Origin of the sequence: Brachyspira pilosicoli (genome assembly GCF_008016535.1) — a bacterium.
GTDB classification, from domain to species: Bacteria; Spirochaetota; Brachyspiria; order Brachyspirales; family Brachyspiraceae; genus Brachyspira; species Brachyspira pilosicoli_A.
In genome coordinates this window covers 107,250-127,744 of the sequence record NZ_SAXY01000012.1, presented here as the reverse complement: position 1 = coordinate 127,744, position 20,495 = coordinate 107,250, and the positions used below count along the sequence as shown (strand labels likewise).

The 20,495-nt window shown below is 28.3% G+C and carries 22 protein-coding genes; 15 read left to right on the top strand and 7 right to left on the bottom strand.

Annotated elements, in window-relative coordinates; translation table 11 throughout:
- Positions 1–207 precede the first annotated feature (207 nt).
- The 6 genes from EPJ72_RS02010 to EPJ72_RS01985 all read left to right on the top strand — a co-directional run bounded on the left by EPJ72_RS02010 (position 208) and on the right by EPJ72_RS01985 (position 5,912).
- A complete protein-coding gene (locus tag EPJ72_RS02010; RefSeq protein ID WP_147730598.1) occupies positions 208–669 on the top strand; it encodes an META domain-containing protein in 462 nt (153 codons plus the stop codon).
- Between the two features lie 182 nt (positions 670–851).
- Complete coding sequence (locus EPJ72_RS02005; RefSeq protein ID WP_242004873.1) at positions 852–1,925, top strand: HPr family phosphocarrier protein; 1,074 nt, start codon at positions 852–854, stop codon at positions 1,923–1,925.
- A 335-nt stretch (positions 1,926–2,260) separates the two neighbouring features.
- On the top strand, positions 2,261–3,256 hold the full coding sequence (gene dhaK / locus EPJ72_RS02000) for a dihydroxyacetone kinase subunit DhaK (protein WP_147730597.1): 996 nt from the start codon (positions 2,261–2,263) through the stop codon (positions 3,254–3,256).
- 19 nt (positions 3,257–3,275) lie between these two features.
- Complete coding sequence (gene dhaL / locus EPJ72_RS01995; RefSeq protein ID WP_147730596.1) at positions 3,276–3,881, top strand: dihydroxyacetone kinase subunit DhaL; 606 nt, start codon at positions 3,276–3,278, stop codon at positions 3,879–3,881.
- Between the two features lie 30 nt (positions 3,882–3,911).
- Complete coding sequence (gene dhaM, locus EPJ72_RS01990; RefSeq protein WP_147730595.1) at positions 3,912–5,351, top strand: dihydroxyacetone kinase phosphoryl donor subunit DhaM; 1,440 nt, start codon at positions 3,912–3,914, stop codon at positions 5,349–5,351.
- A gap of 87 nt (positions 5,352–5,438) precedes the next feature.
- A complete protein-coding gene (locus EPJ72_RS01985; protein ID WP_147730594.1) occupies positions 5,439–5,912 on the top strand; it encodes an ankyrin repeat domain-containing protein in 474 nt (157 codons plus the stop codon).
- On the opposite strand, the gene EPJ72_RS01980 is transcribed toward EPJ72_RS01985, so the two are convergent.
- Positions 5,909–6,148, bottom strand: coding sequence for a hypothetical protein (locus EPJ72_RS01980; protein ID WP_147730593.1), 240 nt, complete (start codon positions 6,146–6,148; stop codon positions 5,909–5,911). The two genes, EPJ72_RS01985 and EPJ72_RS01980, sit on opposite strands and share 4 nt — an antisense overlap.
- A 234-nt stretch (positions 6,149–6,382) precedes the next feature.
- Here EPJ72_RS01980 and EPJ72_RS01975 point away from each other — a divergent pair, with 234 nt between their 5' ends.
- From EPJ72_RS01975 to rlmB, 3 genes are read left to right on the top strand one after another with little or no spacing between them, the layout of a single operon-like run.
- Complete coding sequence (locus EPJ72_RS01975) at positions 6,383–7,132, top strand: ankyrin repeat domain-containing protein (protein ID WP_147730592.1); 750 nt, start codon at positions 6,383–6,385, stop codon at positions 7,130–7,132.
- Between the two features lie 26 nt (positions 7,133–7,158).
- Complete coding sequence (gene galE / locus EPJ72_RS01970; protein WP_147730591.1) at positions 7,159–8,148, top strand: UDP-glucose 4-epimerase GalE; 990 nt, start codon at positions 7,159–7,161, stop codon at positions 8,146–8,148.
- The gene (gene rlmB, locus EPJ72_RS01965; protein WP_147730590.1) at positions 8,148–8,861 is read left to right on the top strand and encodes a 23S rRNA (guanosine(2251)-2'-O)-methyltransferase RlmB; all 714 of its coding nucleotides are present in this window, start codon (positions 8,148–8,150) and stop codon (positions 8,859–8,861) included. The genes galE and rlmB overlap by 1 nt, the downstream gene beginning before the upstream one ends.
- Before the next feature lie 571 nt (positions 8,862–9,432).
- Here the strand turns inward: rlmB and EPJ72_RS01960 are convergent.
- From EPJ72_RS01960 to EPJ72_RS01945, 4 genes are read right to left on the bottom strand one after another with little or no spacing between them, the layout of a single operon-like run.
- Positions 9,433–9,987 (bottom strand): GNAT family N-acetyltransferase, encoded by a 555-nt coding sequence (locus tag EPJ72_RS01960; RefSeq protein WP_147730589.1) that lies wholly within the window; start codon positions 9,985–9,987, stop codon positions 9,433–9,435.
- A complete protein-coding gene (locus EPJ72_RS01955) occupies positions 9,984–10,508 on the bottom strand; it encodes a methylated-DNA--[protein]-cysteine S-methyltransferase (RefSeq protein ID WP_147730588.1) in 525 nt (174 codons plus the stop codon). Before EPJ72_RS01955 ends, EPJ72_RS01960 begins: the two co-directional genes overlap by 4 nt.
- On the bottom strand, positions 10,505–11,146 hold the full coding sequence (locus EPJ72_RS01950) for an isochorismatase family protein (protein WP_147730587.1): 642 nt from the start codon (positions 11,144–11,146) through the stop codon (positions 10,505–10,507). The genes EPJ72_RS01955 and EPJ72_RS01950 overlap by 4 nt, the downstream gene beginning before the upstream one ends.
- A gap of 22 nt (positions 11,147–11,168) precedes the next feature.
- Positions 11,169–11,741: an HD domain-containing protein gene (locus tag EPJ72_RS01945; protein ID WP_147730586.1), complete on the bottom strand. Its 573-nt coding sequence runs from the start codon at positions 11,739–11,741 to the stop codon at positions 11,169–11,171.
- Between the two features lie 191 nt (positions 11,742–11,932).
- On the opposite strand from EPJ72_RS01945, the gene gltX reads away from it, so the two are divergent.
- On the top strand, positions 11,933–13,378 hold the full coding sequence (gltX, locus tag EPJ72_RS01940; protein WP_147730585.1) for a glutamate--tRNA ligase: 1,446 nt from the start codon (positions 11,933–11,935) through the stop codon (positions 13,376–13,378).
- A 14-nt stretch (positions 13,379–13,392) separates the two neighbouring features.
- A complete protein-coding gene (locus EPJ72_RS01935; RefSeq protein ID WP_147730584.1) occupies positions 13,393–13,782 on the top strand; it encodes a response regulator in 390 nt (129 codons plus the stop codon).
- Positions 13,783–13,864: 82 nt separating this feature from the next.
- Here the strand turns inward: EPJ72_RS01935 and rpe are convergent, their stop codons facing one another.
- Positions 13,865–14,512: a ribulose-phosphate 3-epimerase gene (gene rpe, locus EPJ72_RS01930; protein WP_147730583.1), complete on the bottom strand. Its 648-nt coding sequence runs from the start codon at positions 14,510–14,512 to the stop codon at positions 13,865–13,867.
- A 38-nt stretch (positions 14,513–14,550) separates the two neighbouring features.
- The gene (gene rnc, locus EPJ72_RS01925; protein WP_147730582.1) at positions 14,551–15,249 is read right to left on the bottom strand and encodes a ribonuclease III; all 699 of its coding nucleotides are present in this window, start codon (positions 15,247–15,249) and stop codon (positions 14,551–14,553) included.
- A gap of 138 nt (positions 15,250–15,387) precedes the next feature.
- Here rnc and obgE point away from each other — a divergent pair, with 138 nt between their 5' ends.
- The 4 genes from obgE to EPJ72_RS01905 all read left to right on the top strand — a co-directional run bounded on the left by obgE (position 15,388) and on the right by EPJ72_RS01905 (position 20,288).
- Positions 15,388–17,430 (top strand): GTPase ObgE, encoded by a 2,043-nt coding sequence (obgE, locus tag EPJ72_RS01920; protein ID WP_147730581.1) that lies wholly within the window; start codon positions 15,388–15,390, stop codon positions 17,428–17,430.
- A gap of 423 nt (positions 17,431–17,853) precedes the next feature.
- Positions 17,854–18,615 (top strand): hypothetical protein, encoded by a 762-nt coding sequence (locus EPJ72_RS01915; RefSeq protein WP_147730580.1) that lies wholly within the window; start codon positions 17,854–17,856, stop codon positions 18,613–18,615.
- 110 nt (positions 18,616–18,725) lie between these two features.
- Complete coding sequence (locus EPJ72_RS01910; RefSeq protein WP_147730579.1) at positions 18,726–19,820, top strand: sialidase family protein; 1,095 nt, start codon at positions 18,726–18,728, stop codon at positions 19,818–19,820.
- A gap of 42 nt (positions 19,821–19,862) precedes the next feature.
- Positions 19,863–20,288 (top strand): hypothetical protein, encoded by a 426-nt coding sequence (locus EPJ72_RS01905; protein WP_147730578.1) that lies wholly within the window; start codon positions 19,863–19,865, stop codon positions 20,286–20,288.
- The last annotated feature ends 207 nt before the right edge of the window (positions 20,289–20,495 follow it).

The window sequence follows — 20,495 nt, the reverse complement described above, 5'->3', positions numbered from 1 at the left end:
TTTAAATTCTGTGCTATAATCTTTTTTCATAGTAGTATCCTTTATTTATTTTCTATATCAAAATATTATAACAAGGATACTGCTTTTTTTATACTAAAAAATGTCCAATATCTCACACTCCTAAACAAAAATTATAATATTGATATTGATAATAAAATTTAATTATAATATAATTCTTTTTACAAAATTTAATTGAGAGGAATAAAAATGAAAAAAATATTAATTTTAGTTCTTGCTGTTATAGGAACAATATTCGCAGTATCTTGCGGACAATCTGCAAATACAACAACTGAAAAAGCAAATGCTGCTATGATTACAGTTGATGATTTATTAGGTAAAGAGTTTGCTCTTACTAATATGTATGAGGGTAAAGAAGTTACTATTGCTTTTTCTGCTACTAATATGTTAGGCGGTAAAGCAGTTATTAACCTTTATTTTGGCGGTTTTACTTTAGAAGGCGATAAAATTAAATTAAGCGATGATATGGGTTCTACTAAAATGGCAGGACCTGAAGAAGATATGAATGCAGAAATGGAATATTTACAAATATTAAATGGTGCTGATACTATTGCTTTAGATGGCGATGTATTAACTATTACTACTACTTCTGGTACTAACCTAATTTATACTTTTACTCAAAACGTAGAAATAGTAACTAATAATCAGTAAGAAATATTTATTATTATAAAAAGGAGTGTTGGTTTATTCATCACTCCTTTTTTATTTTTTTAATAGTAAATTCGTATTATAAACAATAATATATATTATGATATTGCAAAAAAGTTATGTTTTTATTATACTTTGACTTATAAATAATATGTTAACTAATAAAAAATATAAAAGGATTAAATGTGGTTGGTTTAATATTTGTTTCAGATAGTAATGAGTTTGTAAAGGCATTACAAAAATATGTTAATCAAGTTAGTAATATATCTGCTGCTTACTCTGGAGGAATAGGAGAAAATAATAGTTTATTGGGTACTAATCATAATGATATTTATAAAGTTATAAATGATAATTATACTGATAATGGTATTATTATATTTTTTGACAGTAAAGAGGCTTTGGTTAATTGTGAGACGGCTATTGCTATGCTTGATAAAGAAAAACAAAAGAATGTAAGAATATCATTTGCTCCTATTGTAGAAGGAGGAATGATTGCTGCTTCTGAGGCTTCTTTAAATAAAAAAATAGATGAGATAGAAGATAAATTAAATAATCTTACTAAAAAATATTATAGTGAAAATGTTCAAGAAAATTTAATAGATTATATAAAAAAAGAATATGTAGTTAAATTAAAGAACGGTTTTCATGTTAGACCTATATTTATGTTTATGAATATGGTATCAAAAAATAATTGCTCTGTATATATCACTAATAAAACTAAAAATAAAAATATTGTTTGTGCTGATAGTATGAGCAAGATATCTTTATTAAATATACAAAATAATGATGTTGTGGAAGTGTATGTAAAAGGAGATAATCATCAGATTTTAACAGACTTCTTTCAAGATTTATTTGATGGAAAGTTTGAGTTTGGTGATAATGAAGCAAAAAAAGTTTATACTCTTAATTCTGATTTTGAAATTGTATGTGACGGAAATGTTAGCGGTTTAGCTAAGTATGTTGATTTAGATATAAAAATAGGATATGAAGAGCAGAGAGATGTTGATATAAAAATTGAAAAAGAAAAATTTGTATATGCAATAGAAACTGTAAGAAAAGAGATATTAAGTCAAAAAAAGAAGATAGAAGAAAAAAATATCTCTAATGATGCTGCTCTTATATTTGATTCTCATTTATCTATGCTTCTTGACGAGGCTGTTATTAATGATGTAGACAGTTTGCTTGATACTTCAAAACATACTGCTTTTACCTCAGGAGTTACTGATTCTATAGCACTAATTAGAAGAGACTCATCTTGATTCATTAAAGCATCTACGAAATTCTGATCCAATTGTTGTCTTGGTTTTTCTCCTGCAGCAGTTGTGTCAGTAGTAGTAGTTGTTGTTGTTTCTTGAGCAAATAAAGATATTACAGAAAATGCAACTATTAATATTGAAATGGATATTTTTTTTTAGCATTTTACCCCCCCTTGATATTATATTGGCTAATGATATATTTATTAAAAAATAATTGCAAGCAATTTATAATTAAATATTATAAAAATAACATAATTATTTATTTTAATATAAATATTGCAAAAATATAGTATTTTAATTATAATTTGATAGTAATCATTTATAAAAAGGTGGAAGCTATGAAAAAAATCATTAACAACATCGATGATATTATTTTAGAAGAACTTCAAGGTATGCAAAAGGCTCATGGTGATATAATAAAAGTGAACTATGAACCTATGTATGTAAAGAGGGCTAATCAGGGAAACAAAGTTGTTTTAGTATCTGGAGGCGGCTCTGGGCATGAACCTTTGCATGCAGGATTTGTTGGTTATGGTATGCTTGATATTGCTTGCCCTGGTGCTGTATTTACTTCTCCTACTCCTGATCAAATGGAAGAGGCTGCTAAATCTGTAAAGAATGATAAGGGAATAGTATTTTTAGTAAAGAATTATACTGGAGATGTTATAAACTTTCAAATGGCTGAAGAGATGTGTAAGGCTGATGGAATAGATGCTAGAAGTATTATTATTGATGATGATGTGGCTGTTAAAGATAGTTTATATACTACAGGCAGAAGAGGAATTGGAGCTACTGTATTTTTTGAGAAAGTTTGCGGTGCTTCTTCTGAAAGGGGAGATGATATAGATAAAGTAATGCAATATGCAAATTATTGTAAAGAAAATGCTCGTTCTATGGGTATGGCATTAACATCTTGTACTGTTCCTGCTGTTGGTAAACCTACTTTTGATATATCTGATAGTGAAATGGAAATGGGTATAGGAATACATGGCGAACCAGGAAGAGAAAGAATGCCTGTGAAAAGTGCTAATGAAATTGCTGAGATGATGATGGATATTATTTGTTCTGATATACCTTATAAAAATAATGATGAAGTTATTTGTATGGTTAATGGTATGGGAGGAACTCCTTTAATGGAACTTTATTTGCTTTTCAATACTGTTGAAAAAATTGCTAATAAAAAAAATATAAAGATAGTTAGAAATCTTGTAGGTAATTATGTTACTTCTATAGATATGGCAGGTGCTTCTATAAGTTTAATGAAAGTAAATGATGATATATTAAAACTTTGGGATTATCCTGTACATACTGCTGCTTTAAGATGGGGAATGTAATAAATTAAAGGATGAGCTTATGAATATAGATAATATTAAATTATGGATTAATAATTTAGCAGATGTTTATGAAGAGAATAAAGATTATTTAAGTAAATTAGATGCTGATATTGGAGATGCTGATCATGGTATAAATATTAGCAGAGGATTTAAGTTTGTAAAAGAGGCTATACCTAATACAAATGATATAGCAACTTTATTTAAAACAGCTGCAACTGCTTTAATAAAAAATGTAGGCGGAGCTTCTGGCCCTTTGTATGGTACTTTTTTTCTTAATGCAGGCATAGTAGCTAATAAAAAAGAAGATTTATCTTTAAGTGATATAACTGAAATATTTAATAAAGGTACTAATGCTATAGCTGCTTTGGGTAAATCTAAGGCTGGCGAAAAAACTATGCTTGATACTCTATATCCTGCTTTGAACGCTATGAAAGAAAATGTTAATGATATAGAGAAGTTTAAAGAAAATGTGTTATCAGCAGCAGAAAACGGCATGAAATCTACAATTGATATGCTGGCTACGAAAGGAAGGGCTAGTTATTTGGGAGATAGAAGTATTGGGCATCAAGATCCTGGTGCTACTTCTATGTATATGCTTATAAAGAGTTTAATGACTTATTTATAATAATAAAAAATTAATAAAAAGGATGTAATGGTGGTTAGTTTAATTTTTGTTTCGCATAGTAATGAACTTGCAAAAAGTATAAAAAAATATATTTATGATATTACTAAAACAGAGGTACCTATAGGTTTTTCTGGCGGGGTTGGTGATGATTTTAAAGAATTAGGTACGGATCCTACAGATATTTTTAACCTAATAGAAGAGATGTATACAGATGACGGTATTATTATTTTTTGTGATTTGGGCAGTGCTCTTATTAGTTCAGAGATGGCCATATCTATGCTTGATGATGATAAAAAAGAAAAAGTAAAACTAACATCTGCTCCTTTTTTAGAAGGCGGAATATTAGCAGCTATTGAATCTTCTTTAAATAAAAATATAGACGAAATAAAAAGAGAATTGAATAATAGTTTAGATGCAAAAAAATCGTATATAGATGATGATGAGGAAACGGAAAAAGAAAATGCTGCTAATAATGATTTAAAAGATTATCTAAGGCAGGAATATAAAATATTATTAAAAAACGGATTGCATGCAAGACCTATATTTATGTTTATGAATATGGTTTCAAAAAGCAATTGTTCTGTACTTATCACAAATAAGACTAAAAACAAGAACATAATATCGGCTGATAGTATGAGTAAAATTTCTTTATTGAGCATTCAATATAATGATATTGTTGAAGTATATGCTAAAGGAGAAAATGCTCAGAACTTTTTGGAAAGTTTAAAAGATTTATTTGATGGTAAATTTGAAGTAGCAGATAATGAAGTGAAAAAATCATATGCTGTAAACTCTGATTTTGAGGTTGTATGCGAGGGAAATGTTTCTGCCTTAGCTAAATATGTTGATTTGGATATAAAAATAGGATATGAAGAACAAAGAGAGATTGATATAAAAGCTGAAAAAGAAAAGTTTGTATATGCTATAGAGACTGTACGAAAAGAAATACTAAAACAAAAGCAGATAATAGAAGGGAAAAATTTATGCAATGATGAAGCACTTATATTTGATTCTCATTTAACTATGCTTCTTGATGAGGCTGTTATTGACGATGTAGATAATTTGCTTGAAACTTCTAAACATACGGCTTTATATTTATATACAAATATTATGCAAAATATGTGTGATTGTTTTAATGAGTTTGACGATTTATACATGAGAGAAAGAAAGTATGATATTTTAGATATATTAAATCAAGTATTAGCTGTTTTATTAGATAAAAAGATAGAAATTCCTAAAAATAAGGATATTATTTTGATATCGGATAATATTTATGTATCGACTGTAGCTAATTTTACTGATAATATAAAAGGTGTAATATCTTTAAATGGAAGTTCGCTTTCACATTCATCTATATTATTAAAGGCACTAAATATTCCTTATGTAGTTTATAAAGATGCCAAAAAGTTTGACGGAAAAAATATTGTTATAGATACTAAAAATAAAGATATAATTTATTTGAATAATTAATATTATATACTTTTACAAAATTAAAATATTTTTTGTTTTTATAGTAGAGTTCTTAAGTTATGATTTGAAATCATAGGATTTTGCATTATGGAAAATAGTACTATAATCATTATTGTAATAGTTGGTCTTGTTATACTTACACCTATATTAAAACGAGCTTTAAAAAATATTAGGCTAGATTCTAATAATGACAATATACATATAGCTTGTTTGTATGGAGATTTAAAAAAGATTAAATATTTACTTAGGTCTGGTATAAATATCAATGCTAGAGATTTTAGTAATAAAACGCCTCTTATGTATGCGGCTGAAGATGGGGCTATCGAAACTGTGAACTTTCTTCTAGATAATGGTGCTAATTTAGATGATGTTGATGTTAAAAATGAATCTGCTTTAATAATAGCTTTAAAAAATTATAATATTCATGCGGCAAAAATATTAATAGAAAATGGTGCTAATTTAGGCATTAAAAATGAAGAAGATAAAGATGCACTGCAATTAGCTAATGAAATTAATTCTAAAGAGATTATAGAACTTATTAAGAACAAATTAAATAATTAATTATTTTTGTTGCTTCTTGCTATATTTGTTGAACCGCATATAGGGCAGTTTGATACAGAATCATCTATTATATCATCTATATTGGTTAAATCATCATCTTCTACTATATTGATTTCTTTATCATCTACAGTCCAAAAATTAGAGCAATCTTTACAATAGAAATGTATTAAATATTCTCTATATGTTGGATAATTTCCTTCTATTTTTCTGTATCCGTCTATTATATTGTGTCCCATAAATAAAATCTCCTAAAAAATCTTAAGCAGAGTCTAATATTTTTTATTAAAAAAGTCAATTATATTATTATATTGATTTATATTAGTTATAACAGTTTATTTATTAAAATAGTAAATATTTTTTATATTGATTATTGTTGCTTTTTATTTATTATTGTTATGTTGCTATAGAAAATAATTAGGTTTTATAGTATAATTATTTATAAGTTATATGAAATGGCGGTTTTGAATTTTATGAAAAGAGTATTGTTTATAATTTTGATAGTATTATCTATTGTTTTATTCTCTTGTAAGAAAGAATCTGAAGTTGTAGTTAATAATAAAGTTTATGTTAGCGACCCTAATAATATATATCATAAAGAGTATACTAATGTTGTGAAAGTAAATGGTAAGTTTGTTGATATTAAGAGTTCTTATGCATTTTCTTATGAAGATAGAGAAGAAGGGGAATATAGTGAGGAGTATGATATATTTGATGCTATAAGGAATCATAGCTTGAAAAGGGTGGCAGAATTGGTAGAGATGGATAGTCAATTAATTGATTATACTATAAGCACAGATGAAAGTGAATACAGTGAGTTTATGGATGACAGTTACAGTATAGATGGAGCTACGCCTTTGATATTTGCTATATTTTATAGGGATTTAGGAATAATGAAATATTTGCTTGACAATAATGCTGATCCTTATATGAAAGATGAAGATGGGTGGAATGCTTTTTTGTGGGCTTGCGGTACTGGAAGTGTTGATGAAGTAAAAATGTTGGTTCAGGAACATCCCGATTTAGTTGATTCTAAGAATATTTATGATGCTAATGGGCTTCATATTGCTTCTTTAAATGATAATATAGAAGTTATCAAATATTTGGTTAATGACTTGGGTTTTGATATTAACAGCACTGATGAAGATGGAGATGGTGTTTTATATTATGCTAATGATAGCGAAACAATAGAGCTTTTAGAGAGTTTAGGTGCTGAAAATTAATTTTTTATAAAAAGGAGTTTTTTATTATGGCTGTTTTAGTTTGTGGAGGAGCTGGTTATATTGGCTCTCATGTGGTGCGTGAACTTTTAAAACAGAATATAGATACTGTTGTAATAGATTCACTTGAGTATGGTCATAAAGAGGCTATTAAAGATTGTAAGAACTTTTATCAGGGAAACATTGGAGATAGCACTTTACTTGACGAAATATTTGCTAAACATAATATTGATTCTGTTATGCATTTATGTGCTTATATAGAAGTAGGGGAAAGTGTACAAAATCCTGCTAAATATTATCATAACAATGTATCTAACTCTATAAATCTTCTTAATGCTATGCTTAAAGCTAAAGTAAAGAACTTTATATTTTCTTCTACTGCTGCTGTTTATGGAGAGCCGGAAACTATTCCTCTAAAAGAAGATTGCAGAAAAGAGCCTACTAATCCTTATGGAGATAGTAAACTTGCATTAGAAAAGATACTTTCTTGGTATACAAAAGCTTATGATTTTAATTATGTGGCTTTGAGATATTTTAATGCTTCTGGTGCTCATCCTGACGGAGATATTGGAGAAGACCATAACCCAGAATCACATTTAATACCTCTAATACTTCAAGTTCCTCTTGGAAAAAGAGAAAACATAAAAATATTTGGCGATGATTATCCTACACCAGACGGCACTTGTTTGAGAGATTATATACATGTATGCGATTTGGCTTTGGCACATATTGCTGCTATGAATTATCTTAAAAATGGCGGTAAGAGTGTTGCTTGTAATTTAGGCAATGGAAACGGATTTAGTGTAAAAGAGGTTATAGAGGTGGCTAGAAAAGTAACAGGGCACTCTATACCTGCAGAAGTTTGTCCAAGAAGGGCAGGGGATTCATCTGAACTTATTGCTAGCAGTGATAGGGCTAAAGAGGTGTTGGGTTGGACTCCTACTATAGACTCATTAGAGAAAATAGTTGAAACTGCTTGGAATTGGCATAAAAATCACCCTAATGGTTATAGGAAATAATGTTTATTAGCTCGAAAAATGCTATAGTTGAAGCTCTATCTAAAGACTTGGTTGATGTTATTTATATTAAATTTCCTATATCTAAAAGAGAAAAAGAAATAATTAAGCTTGCTGAGAGAAAGAAAGTTTTAATTAAAAATGTTGACAAAAGAGAGATGGAAAGCATTGTAGGAAAGGTTTATTCTATTGTTGCGAGTGTGAAAGAAAATGCTGAGATAGGTATTGATGTTTTTTTGGATAGGGCTTTAGAGAAAACTAATACGCCGCTCATATTTATACTTGATTCTATAACTGATGTTCATAATTTGGGTGCTATTATAAGAAATGCATATTTTTTTGATTTGGGAGGCATTATTATACCTAAAGACAATGCTGCTCCTATAAATGAAAAGGTTTATGAGATATCGGCTGGTGCTGCCTATCATTTGACTATATCAATAGAAACTAATCTTAACAGGGCTATTGAAATAATGAAAGAGAAAGGTTTTTGGGTATATTATGCGAGCGAGAAGGGCGACACATCATTAGAAACATTTAAGTTTGACACCCCTACAGCTATTATACTTGGAAATGAGCATAGCGGAGTAAGGGAGAGTTTGAAAAAGAATTCTGACGGCAGCATTATAATAAGAGCCTGCAGCGATTTTGATTCACTTAATGTATCAGCAGCATCCGCTATAATATCTTACGCTTATTCTGTGTATAAAAGATAATATAATTTAATCATATATAAAACTTAAACATATTTTATAGATTATTATCAACTTTTTTGTCGCTCAAAAAAGTTGCAAAAAACGCACATGCTATATCTAATATTTTTAGAATATATATTAATGTTGTAATATTGTGAATTAGTCAAAAAATATAGCCTTTTTGCTTATTTGGGTCACGTCACAGGCACTTCCTTCGGTCGCAAAAGAAGTGGGGGTGTGTACCCTAAGGGCACGCTTCGCAGGGGGCTAGTCCCCACAAATCACAAAACTTAAAAAATTGTCATATAAGTTTTTTATTTTATTCAACTTTTTCCCGCCGCAAAAAGTTGCAAAAAGTGCAAGTATTCAAATTTTATATCTAAAAAAATATATATAATGACACTATATGTTTATGTCTATATTTCGTAAAAATGCAGTCCTTTTGTTTCTTTGGGTCACCAAAAGAAGTGGGAGTGTGGGGCAAAGACATGAAAATATTTCAGTATACTTATTTTAATTTTTTTTTATTGATTATAAACTGCACGCAGAGTGAATCTTATAATATTAATTAAAAAAATCATTATTAGGAAAATTATACATCATCATTCAATATAGTCATATGTATATGGTCTTCCCATTTATTATTGATTTTTAAATATTTTTTAGCTAGTCCTTCATATTCAAAACCTAATCTTCTTGCTAAATCTAATGAAGGTTTATTATGCGGCATAATATTTGCTTCTATTCTATGAAGCTTTAATTCTTTAAATACTATATCTATTGCATATTTTAATGCCTCTGTCATATAGCCTTTTTTTGTTTCATCTTTATCTAATTTATATCCAACAGTACAAGATAAAAAAGAGCCTTTTACTATATTGGCAAAACTAATCATTCCTATGATTGTTTTTCTATTTTCTATTTTAAATAGATAAAATTTAAGCATTCTTGAATTTTTAGTATCATCAATTTCTTTTTTTATAATGTTTTTATGCGTATTGAGTTTATAAAATATATCAGGTCTATAAGGGTCAAATTCTCTAAAAAACTCTTTATTTCTATAGTAAAAATCAAAAATAGAATTAGCCATTTCAAGGTTAGGCTGCACTAAAAGTAATCTGCTTGTATTATAACTTTTCTTTATCATTTTATTATCTTTAAATTATTTATTTTAAAACCTTCAAGTTTTAATAAATATTCCTTTTTTTCTATTCCGCCTGCATATCCAGTTAATTTTAAATCTTTAGAAACTACTCTATGACATGGTATAATAATTGGTATTTTGTTTTTTCCTTCAGCACTTCCAACAGCTCTAAAAATACTTCCTGAACTATTAGATATTTTTTTTGCTATGTTAGAATATGTTTCTATTTCTCCAAAAGGAATTTTATAAGTTTCAATCCACACCTTATATTGAAAATCACTTCCGTATACTGCTATTGGTATATCAAATATTTTTCTTTTTAATCCAAAATATTCATCTAATTGTTTTTTTGCTTCTTTTATAATGTTAGGTTCTTTATCAGTGTTTATATTATAATTGTTTTGGAAAGAAATAGAAGTGATATAATCTTTATAATGAGTTAAATACAAGTTTCCAATAGGGCTTTTATACAAAAACACTTTATCATCATCTATCTGACTATTTTCAAGTCTTATAATATTCACAGATGAACCTTTTTAAGATTAATGTTTTTTGTATTAGAATATAATTCATATACTTTATCAGGGTTCATTGCAGCAGTGGCGTATTCTAATACATTTACACTAACTAAATATTCAGCATTAATAGAAGTTACATATTCAGCCGTATCTCTTGCTGTATAATAAACAGCATAATCCAAAGCAACCCCCACAAAATCTAATATCAGCACCTCTTTATTTTCTTTTGCAGCATCTATAAAGTCTTTATGCATATAAGAAAATCCAGATACCCCCTCATCATCAGCATCCACACCCTTTTGAACATAAATATAATCTTTTTTCTTTTTTAATTCATCAACAATAGCAGAACCAAAAGTTCTAGCAACACAATGACGAGGCCAAAGCGTTAAAATATCTTCATCTCCAGTTTCTTGATCCATCACTCTAATTTTGGAAAATGGTTCTTTATTATGAGTTGAAGCAAAAGATATATGATTTGACGGATGCCAATCTTGAGTAGCTATTACAGCATCATATTCTCCATTTTTTATAAGGTCATTAATTACAGGTATAAGGCTAATAGCTCCATTAACAGCCATAGGACCGCCTTCCATATAATCATTTTGCATATCTACTATTGTTAGTATCTTAACCTTACTCATAATGGAAACCTAAAAATTATTTTTAAGATATTTTTTGTAATCCTATACTCTCTTGTATAGGTTTTAAAGCTTCTATAGTTTCTTTTATTAATTCATCTAATGATATATTAAGTCTCTCAGCACCAGTATTTATGATATTCCTATCAACTTTAGCAGCAAAAGCTTTATCTTTTAATTTTTTCTTAACTGATTTCACTTCCATATCATCTAAACTCTTTGAAGGTCTTACCAAAGCACAAGCTAAAATAAAACCTGCAAGCTCATCTACAGCATATAAAGTTTTTTCCATATTAGTGATAGGCTCTATATCAGTGCATATTCCAAATCCATGACTCTGTATAGCTCTAATAAAACTCTCAGGCAAGCCTTCCTCTTCTAATATTTCTTTTACTTTTACACAATGCTCATTAGGAAACATTTCATAATCCATGTCATGCAAAAATCCTACCATTGCCCATTCTTCAGAATCTTCATTATATTTATTAGCAAAATATCTCATTACTGCCTCAACTGATAGGGCATGTTTAAATAGAGATGATTCTTTATTGTATTTTTTAAATAATTCTATAGCTTTTTCTCTTTCTATGCTTGCCATTAATAACTCCAAATATAAAAGCAATTATATAATATATTTTTCTATTTTTCAATATAATTTTTTTATATAATAGTAGTTATTTTTATCTATTTTTTATCTGTTTTATGCGGATAAATTTATAATATTATTAATTGATATTTATTTTTTTTATTGTATAATAAGTTAAGTTAATAATTTAAGGATATTTTTTTATGTCAGATATTAGAGTTCGTTTTGCTCCATCTCCGACTGGTTTTTTACATATAGGAAATGCAAGAACAGCATTATTTAATTGGTTATATGCAAAATCAATAAAAGGAAAATTAATTTTAAGAATAGAAGATACAGATCAAGATAGAAGCACAAAAGAAGCCGTTGATATGGCTATCAAATCATTAAAATGGCTTGGGATTGATTGGGATGAGGGCCCAGAAGTTGGCGGAGATTATGGTCCATATTTTCAATCTGAAAGACTTGATATATATAAAAAATACACTGAAAAACTTATGGAAGAGGGAAAGGCATATTATTGTTTTTGTACTTCTGAAGAGTTAGAAAAAAAGTCAAATATGCAAAAAACTCTAAATCAGCCTATAATTTATGATGGCAAATGTAAGGATATACCATTAGAAGAGGCTAAAAGAAGAGTTGCTAATGGTGAGCCTGCTAAGATAAGATTTAGAGTCCCTAAAAATCAGCAAATAGTGTTTGAAGATTTTGTTAGAGGTGTTGTTAAGACTAATAGCGATGAAATTGGCGACATTATTATTGTTAGAGAGAATGGTTTTCCTACTTACAATTATGCTGTAGTTATAGATGATATGCTTATGAAGATTTCGCATGTTATAAGAGGAGAGGATCATATATCTAACACTCCCAAACAGATACTTATTTATGAGGCATTGGGAGCAGAAGTTCCTAGATTTGCCCATACTTCTTCAATACTTGGTAATGACAGAAAGAAATTATCAAAAAGGCATGGTGCTGCCACTTTAATGGAATATAAAGATGAAGGATTTTTGCCTCAAGCTATGAGAAACTTCCTTGCTTTACTCGGTTGGACTCACCCTGAAGCTATGGAAAATATGAATGATGAAGATATGATTAAGGCTTTCACTTTAGATAGATTTTCTAAGAGTCCTGCTATATTTGATACTGCTAAATTAAGACATTTAAATGCTTGGCATATTAAAAATCTTAGTTTGGAAGAGGCTGCAGAATTATTCTTACCTTATCTTATACAGGGAGGATTTTTAAAAGAAAATTATACAGAACAAGAGTATGCTTGGGCTAAAAAACTTATTTCTGTTATAAGACATAATTGTGTTGTTTTATCTGATATTGTTAAATATGTGCCTGTATTTTTTGAAAATGATTTTGAGCTTACAGACGAGATGAAAGAGATTGTAAATAAAGAAGAAAGTAAAAATCTTCTTCAGTTTATTAAAACTAATATAGAAAATACTGATGAAATAACTGACCAATATATGAAAGATTTAATAAAACAAGCTCAAAAAGAAACTGGTCTTAAAGGACCTAATTTGTATCACCCTATAAGATATGTTATAACAGGAAGCAGTGCTGGTACTGAGTTATCACATATATGCGAGCTTTTGGGTAAAGAAAATATTTTATACAGATTATCTAAATATATATAATAGGGGTATGATATATGCTTAATGGTAAACCCTTAATACTTGCAGTAGATGATGAAGAGAATATACGTAATCTTATAACCTATACTCTTGAAGCACATGACCTTGAGGTATTAACTGCAGAAAATGGAAAAGTTGCTATAACAATATTAGAACATAATCCTGTTGATGTTATTATTACGGACTTGCTTATGCCTTCTATGACAGGGCTTGCTCTTATAAGAGAGATGAAAAAAAGAAAAAACTCTATACCTATAATAATTATAACAGCATATGGAAATACTGATATGGTAAAAGAGATTATAGCTGAAGGTGTATTTAGACTTATAGAAAAGCCGCTTGATTTTGAAACATTAGTGCCTATAGTAAATGATGCTATAGAGCATAAGAAAAATAATAAAAAATAAATAGCTATTGATAAAAATTAAAGGCTTGAGTTTAATTAAAAACTTAAGCCTTTTTTATATAAAAAATAATTTTAATAATTTTTTAAAAGTTTCTTAATTGTTTAATAGTTTCTTTTTTATCTTTGCTGTCTATTATAGCACTTCCTGCAACTAGTAAATTAGCTCCTGCTTTTATAACATCGCTGCAAGTGTTTAGATTAATTCCGCCATCAACGGATATGATAATCTCTCTTTGTCCTATTAGCTTTTTTGTTTCTTCAATTTTTTTAATTGAATTTGTTATAAACTTCTGACCTCCAAATCCCGGATTAACAGACATTATAAGAACATTATCAATATCATCTATAAGAGGCTCTATAACATCAACTCTTGTATGAGGATTAAGAACGATTCCTGCCTTTATATTATGAGCTTTTATTTGCATTATTAATTTATGCAAATGAATATTTCCTTCATAGTGTATGCTAATAATATCAGCACCAGCCTTAGCAAAATCATCAATATGCTTTTCTGGATTAACTATCATTAAATGAACATCAAGAGGTAAAGATGTAATTTTTTTTATATCTGCTACAATTTTAGAACCAAATGTTATTTGAGGAACAAAGCTTCCGTCCATTATATCTAAGTGCAAATAATCAGCTCCCGCTTCTTCAAGTTCTTTTATAGTAGATTCTAAATTAGAAAAAGATGCTGTTAATATAGATGGTGCTATCATTATTTTATTCATTGTTTTATCCTTTTTATTAATATATTATTATATATTTTTTATATATTTTCTATTTCTTCTATTGATTCTATTGCTTTTTTAGCCGCATTCATCTCTGCCTCTTTTTTGCTTTTTCCAACTCCATAGGCATATTTTTTTGTTTTTACATAAACTTCTACTCTAAACATTATATTATCATTTTCGTTATATTCATATGATTTATATGTCGGTGTAATTTTATATTGTTTTTGCACCATTTCTTGAAGTATTGTTTTATAATCTTTATCAAAATTATTAATGTCTAATTTATTTAATATATCTTTATAAACTCTCATAACGAAGTTTTTTGTGTTTTCTAAATTTGAATCTAAATATATTGCTCCAATTATAGCTTCAAATAAATCTTCAAGCATATTATCTCTTTCTCTTCCGCCCGAAGCTTCTTCACCTTTTCCTAACAAAAGAAAATCTCCAAGTTTTAATTTTTTTGATATATTAGCTAAAGTATTTTGAGAAACTAAATAAGATTTAATTTTTGATAGTTTTCCTTCTTTTATACTATTATATTCTTTATATATATGTTCTGATATTATAAGAGAAAGTACAGAATCCCCTAAAAACTCAAGACGCTGATTATATTTCATGTTTCCATTTTCATTTGCAAAAGTTCTGTGTGTTATTGCTTCTAAGAGATAGTTTTTATTTTTGAAATTATATTGCAAAACTTTTTCACAATCTAATAATATTTTATTTATCATAATAGATTTATGATACAATGAATATAAAACTAGTCAACAATAAAATATATATTTTTTATTATATGATTGATAAAAAGTTATTTTATAATATAATAATTTCTTATCAAAAATAGTATAAAAAGATAGGTAATAAAAAAAATGGAACAATTTATAGATGTAGTAAATTTTGAGATAGAGGCAGGACATGGAGGTGCAGGCTGTGTAAGTTTCAGACGAGAAGCACATGTACCTATGGGGGGACCTGATGGAGGAAACGGCGGAGAAGGCGGAGATGTAATAGTGAGAGTTGATGCGAGAATAAACAGTTTCGGAAAGATAAAAAGCAGAAAAAGATTTAGAGCAAGGGACGGAGAGCCTGGAAGGGCAAGACTCAGTGATGGAAAAAAGGGCGATGATGTTGTTATAAGAGTTCCTATAGGCACGGTTGTTTATGATGATGATACAAATAATATATTAGCTGATTTACTTGAAGACGGGCAGAGTTTTACAGCTGCAAGAGGAGGCAAAGGAGGCAAAGGAAATAAATTTTATGCCACTGCGACTAATCAAGCACCAGACTACGCTCAGCATGGTTTAGACGGTGAAAAATTAAATATAAGATTAGAAGTTAAACTTATAGCCGATATTGGACTTGTTGGTATGCCCAATGCTGGTAAATCAAGTTTGCTTGCAAGACTTACAAGAGCGAATCCAAAAATAGCATCATATCCTTTTACAACGCTTACTCCGAATTTGGGGGTATGTTATTTGGACTATGAGAGAAGTTTTGTTATTGCTGATATTCCTGGTATTATAGAAGGAGCTAGCGAAGGTGCTGGACTTGGGCTTACTTTTTTAAGACATATTGAAAGAACTGGCGCTTTATGCTTTGTTATAGATTTAACTGATGAGGATGTGCTTGATACTTACAAAAAACTTAGAAACGAATTAAAAAAGTATAGTAAAGAATTGATAAAGAAAAAGTCTATCATCGTACTAAATAAAACTGATATGCTTGAAGAAGATGAGATAAAAGAAAAAGTAAAGGCTATAGAAAAGGCAGTAAAAAAAGAATATAAAAACAATAAAGAAACTCATTATGAAGAGCCTGAAATATTTGCTTTATCAGTATTTAGTTTAGACGGAGAACTTCTTGACAAGGTTACGAATGCATTCTATAAGGCAAATGAAGAGAGATACGACAACGCCAAAAAAGAAACTAAAGAGCCTTTGCTTCTTAATCAAAATAAAACTAAATCAAAATTAAAAACAAAAAGAGTATTCGGACCAGTGGTTTCAAAAAGGCTTGGTAATTCTTTAGGTATAGATGTTATACCTCATAAAACTTGCTCTTATAATTGTATATATTGTCAGTTGGGTTCTGAAGAAAATACTAAAACTAATCTTGCTAATTATTATTCTGTTGATGAAATAATATATGAATTGAAAGAGGCTTTGCTTAATAATAAAAACATTGACTATATAACATTTGCAGGTTCTGGTGAGCCTACATTATATAAAGATTTAAAAAAGTTAATTTATGAAATCAAACAGATAACTGATATTCCTGTATGCATCATAACAAATGGTTCTTTGTTTTATAAACAGGAGATGCGTTCTAATTTGCTTATGGCTGATTTAATTATACCTTCTCTTGATGCTGGTAATATGGATACTTTTAAGTTAATAGACCAGCCTAATAAAGAAATTGATTTTGACAAAATGGTTAATGGGCTTATAGAGTTTAGAAGAGTTTTTGAGGGTGAGTATTGGCTTGAGGTATTTTTACTTAAAGGAATTAATGACAGCGAAGAAGAGCTTGATGATATAATAAAAATAGTAAATAAAATAAAACCTGATAGAGTTCAGCTTGTTACAGCCACTAGAAGAACGGCTAATGAAAAAGCTAAGGCATTAACTGATGAAGAGATGGAAAAAGCAAAAAAATATTTTGAGGCAAATTGCAGTATTGAAATAGATGTGCCGAGCGTGTCAGATAAGGCAAAAGGAAATACTAAAAAAATCACTGAAGAAGATATAGTAAATTTTTTAATGAGGCAGCCTGATACTGTTCATATGATAGCTATTAGTTTTAATGAAGATGAAAAAAGGGTAAGCGAATTATTAAAAAAGTTAGTTGAAAGCGGAAAGGTGAGAGAAGAGATAGTTAATGGCGTACTTTCTTATGCTGTAAATATTTGATTATTTTATTATATAGCTAAAAATATAGTGTCCGATTGCTCAAGGAATGAAAAAAGAAAATATGGATATTAATTTAATTAGTAAATTAACGGTACTAACAATAGAAGAAATAGAAAAACTATAAATAAAATTCAATTAAACTATATAAAAACTTCTTGACAAAATTATTAAAATATGATATGTTAACTGTATGATGCAATATAGGAATTTATTAACAACTACTAGACAGTCTACAGTCTACAGTCTACAGTCTACAGTCTACAGTCTACAGTCTACAGTCTACAGTCTACAGTCTACAGTCTTAAAAAAATTATATTTTATGTTTAATGCAGGCTCTTTCGGAATTGCAAAAGAAAATAATAACTATATGGAAACATATAGTTATTTATTTATAAATAAAAAAATACTTTTGGAGTTTGTCTTATGAAAAAACTTATTATAGGCTTTATGATGATTTTATCATTAAGCACAGGGTTGTTTGCACAAAATATTGGTGAGAAAACAGGAAATGCTTTTTGGGATTATATGCATGGCAGGAGTTTATTTGGTATTAACTTTGGTCCTACATTATATGCAGGGCTTTTTGATATTGGTGTTAGGTTTTTAAATATAGACAAAATGGTTACATCTGGAGGTGCAGATACTGCAGGAAAAAATTTTAATTCAAGTCATTATGCTTTTGGTTTAGGTTTTAGTTATGATTTTGCACCTCTTAATTTTATGACAGTTGGGCTTGATATTGGTTTTTCTGTTGGAGAGATTAAAGCTGGACAAGACAAAATAACTTTCAGCACTATTCCTTGGTCTTTAAATGTTAAATTCTTCTTTTGGAAGAATGCTCCTTTTGGCTTTTTCTTATCTCCAAGAATAGGAGGAACTGCTTTGAGGGCTAATGGTTATGGTCCAAATATAGAGGCTAATGGTATTACTAGCTTATATTCTCATGGCGGTTTTTATTTATCTCTTGAATTGGGTTGGAGAATACAATTATTTCCTAAAATGGGTGCTAATTGGCCTGTACAAGTTGGTATAGATATTTCTTTGTTTGATTTAGGTTATTATGTTGCTCCTTGGGCTAAACCTGTATTTGATGTTCCTCAATTTGAAGGCTTAAAAAGTTTTGCTGTGTTCGCTAATATAAGAGCTTTAATACTTCCTCGTATAGGTATTACTTTGAGATTCTAATTTTTTGTAATAAATAAATAAAAGCCTGCATGCATATTTTTATGTGTGCGGGTTTTTTTATGCCGAAAATTATTATATAAAAATTATAAAACTTTTTTTTAAAATTAATTATGAATAGACAAATTTTATACTGCAGCAAAAATGAATATCCAGCTTTTCCTTCTATATTGAAATTAGAAAAAGATAAATATTTAATAAGTTTTAGGCTTGCTCCAAAAAACAAAAAAAATTATTCTCATCTTCATTCTTTAAGTAAAGCTATTCTCATAACTTATTATAAAAACAAAGTAATCAATACTGCAGAAATAGCCAAAGAAGATGATGCAGCAAAACAAGATGTGCAGCTTTTTAGGGTTGATGATAAAACTATAATCGCTTACTATTTTAGATATACTTTTCACCCGCAAAGTGAAACAGATTTATTAAAAGAGAATACTTTTTTGAAATACGATAATACAGTGGCATTATTAAGCGGCATAGGCTACTGTATTAGTTATGATAATGGCAAAACTTTTTCAAAGGCTAATACTATTGTATTAAAAAATGGAATGAAGAACTTTGCGGCGAGGGGCAGTATGGTAAAAGTAAATAATGAAATACTTATGCCTATATATGCTTACAAAAAATATATAAATAAAAATAATTCTAAATATCAATGCTACACTATATATACTAAAGATTTAATTAATTGGGATATAAAGAGTTTTTTGTGTGAAACTGAATACAGAAAAATTGAGAATAAAAAAAGCAAAATAGAATATGTTGAGCCTTCTCTTATATATCATAATAATGTATTGTGGGCATTTATAAGGACGCATGTTAATGATGAATATGCTTTTACTTCTTTAAGCTATTCTATAGATAATGGAAAGAGCTTTACTAGGCCTCATTTTACAAATATTAAAGGCTATCCTTTGCATCCTTTAAAGATTGATGATAATAGAGTCTTATTAAGTTATGGATATAGATTAAAGCCTTATGGGGTTAGAGCAATTTTACTAAACGACTTGAATGATTTAAAAAATTACTCTGATTATGATATACAAAAAAAAGAGATAATTATAGAAGATAAAATGAAAAGTGTTGATTGCGGTTATCCTTGGTGTGCTAATAACAACAACAGCATATATTGTGTTTACTATGGTCATGATAATAATAAAGATAAAACAAGAAAAATATTTTTAAGTGTATTTACTTTAGATTAAAAATATAGTAGACTTTGTTTTATTATTGGGAGAGAGATATTTATGGACGATAAAGATATAATGAATCCTGAAATCTATGAGATAAAACCAGATGAGTGGGAAGTTTTAGAAGATGATAAAAACATTAGTTATAAACTTCTTGCCTATAAATTATCATCTTGGAGCGAAGATACTCATCTAATAGTAAATATTAATAAAGAAAATAAAACTATTATAATTAATTGGAACAGTAAAGATTTTGTATTTGCATCTCATAAAACTTTTTTTAGATTTGATGATGATTTGCCTGATAATTTGGATTGTAAGGCTACTGAAGATAAACTTTCATCTATTGTGTTAGATAGCGATTATGTTTATGAGAGTTTGCTTAATCATAAACTTCTTATAATAAGAGCATCTCTTGAAAAGAGCAAAACTACAAGGGTGTTTAATATTTCAAAATTTAGAGAAGTTATAAAAAATAATTAATATTATAAATATATCTACAATTAAAATATAATGAATTTAAAATTAAATATATATTTTAAGTTTCTCATAAAATATTAGTAAATTATTAAAGTATAAAATAGCTATATTATTTAATAAATTTAATTTATTTATATAAATTTGAATTATAATAAACATCAAAAAATAAAAAATATGTTAATTTATTATTTACTTTAAAATTATTTATGT

Coding starts and splice junctions, on each gene's coding strand:
- EPJ72_RS02010 (WP_147730598.1), top strand. CDS start 208: ATGAAAAAAATATTAATTTTAGTTCTTGCTGTTATAGGAACAATATTC.
- dhaK (WP_147730597.1), top strand. CDS start 2,261: ATGAAAAAAATCATTAACAACATCGATGATATTATTTTAGAAGAACTT.
- dhaL (WP_147730596.1), top strand. CDS start 3,276: ATGAATATAGATAATATTAAATTATGGATTAATAATTTAGCAGATGTT.
- EPJ72_RS01985 (WP_147730594.1), top strand. CDS start 5,439: ATGGAAAATAGTACTATAATCATTATTGTAATAGTTGGTCTTGTTATA.
- EPJ72_RS01980 (WP_147730593.1), bottom strand. CDS start 6,148: ATGGGACACAATATAATAGACGGATACAGAAAAATAGAAGGAAATTAT.
- EPJ72_RS01975 (WP_147730592.1), top strand. CDS start 6,383: ATGAAAAGAGTATTGTTTATAATTTTGATAGTATTATCTATTGTTTTA.
- galE (WP_147730591.1), top strand. CDS start 7,159: ATGGCTGTTTTAGTTTGTGGAGGAGCTGGTTATATTGGCTCTCATGTG.
- rlmB (WP_147730590.1), top strand. CDS start 8,148: ATGTTTATTAGCTCGAAAAATGCTATAGTTGAAGCTCTATCTAAAGAC.
- EPJ72_RS01960 (WP_147730589.1), bottom strand. CDS start 9,987: ATGATAAAGAAAAGTTATAATACAAGCAGATTACTTTTAGTGCAGCCT.
- EPJ72_RS01950 (WP_147730587.1), bottom strand. CDS start 11,146: ATGAGTAAGGTTAAGATACTAACAATAGTAGATATGCAAAATGATTAT.
- EPJ72_RS01945 (WP_147730586.1), bottom strand. CDS start 11,741: ATGGCAAGCATAGAAAGAGAAAAAGCTATAGAATTATTTAAAAAATAC.
- gltX (WP_147730585.1), top strand. CDS start 11,933: ATGTCAGATATTAGAGTTCGTTTTGCTCCATCTCCGACTGGTTTTTTA.
- EPJ72_RS01935 (WP_147730584.1), top strand. CDS start 13,393: ATGCTTAATGGTAAACCCTTAATACTTGCAGTAGATGATGAAGAGAAT.
- rpe (WP_147730583.1), bottom strand. CDS start 14,512: ATGAATAAAATAATGATAGCACCATCTATATTAACAGCATCTTTTTCT.
- rnc (WP_147730582.1), bottom strand. CDS start 15,249: ATGATAAATAAAATATTATTAGATTGTGAAAAAGTTTTGCAATATAAT.
- obgE (WP_147730581.1), top strand. CDS start 15,388: ATGGAACAATTTATAGATGTAGTAAATTTTGAGATAGAGGCAGGACAT.
- EPJ72_RS01915 (WP_147730580.1), top strand. CDS start 17,854: ATGAAAAAACTTATTATAGGCTTTATGATGATTTTATCATTAAGCACA.
- EPJ72_RS01910 (WP_147730579.1), top strand. CDS start 18,726: ATGAATAGACAAATTTTATACTGCAGCAAAAATGAATATCCAGCTTTT.
- EPJ72_RS01905 (WP_147730578.1), top strand. CDS start 19,863: ATGGACGATAAAGATATAATGAATCCTGAAATCTATGAGATAAAACCA.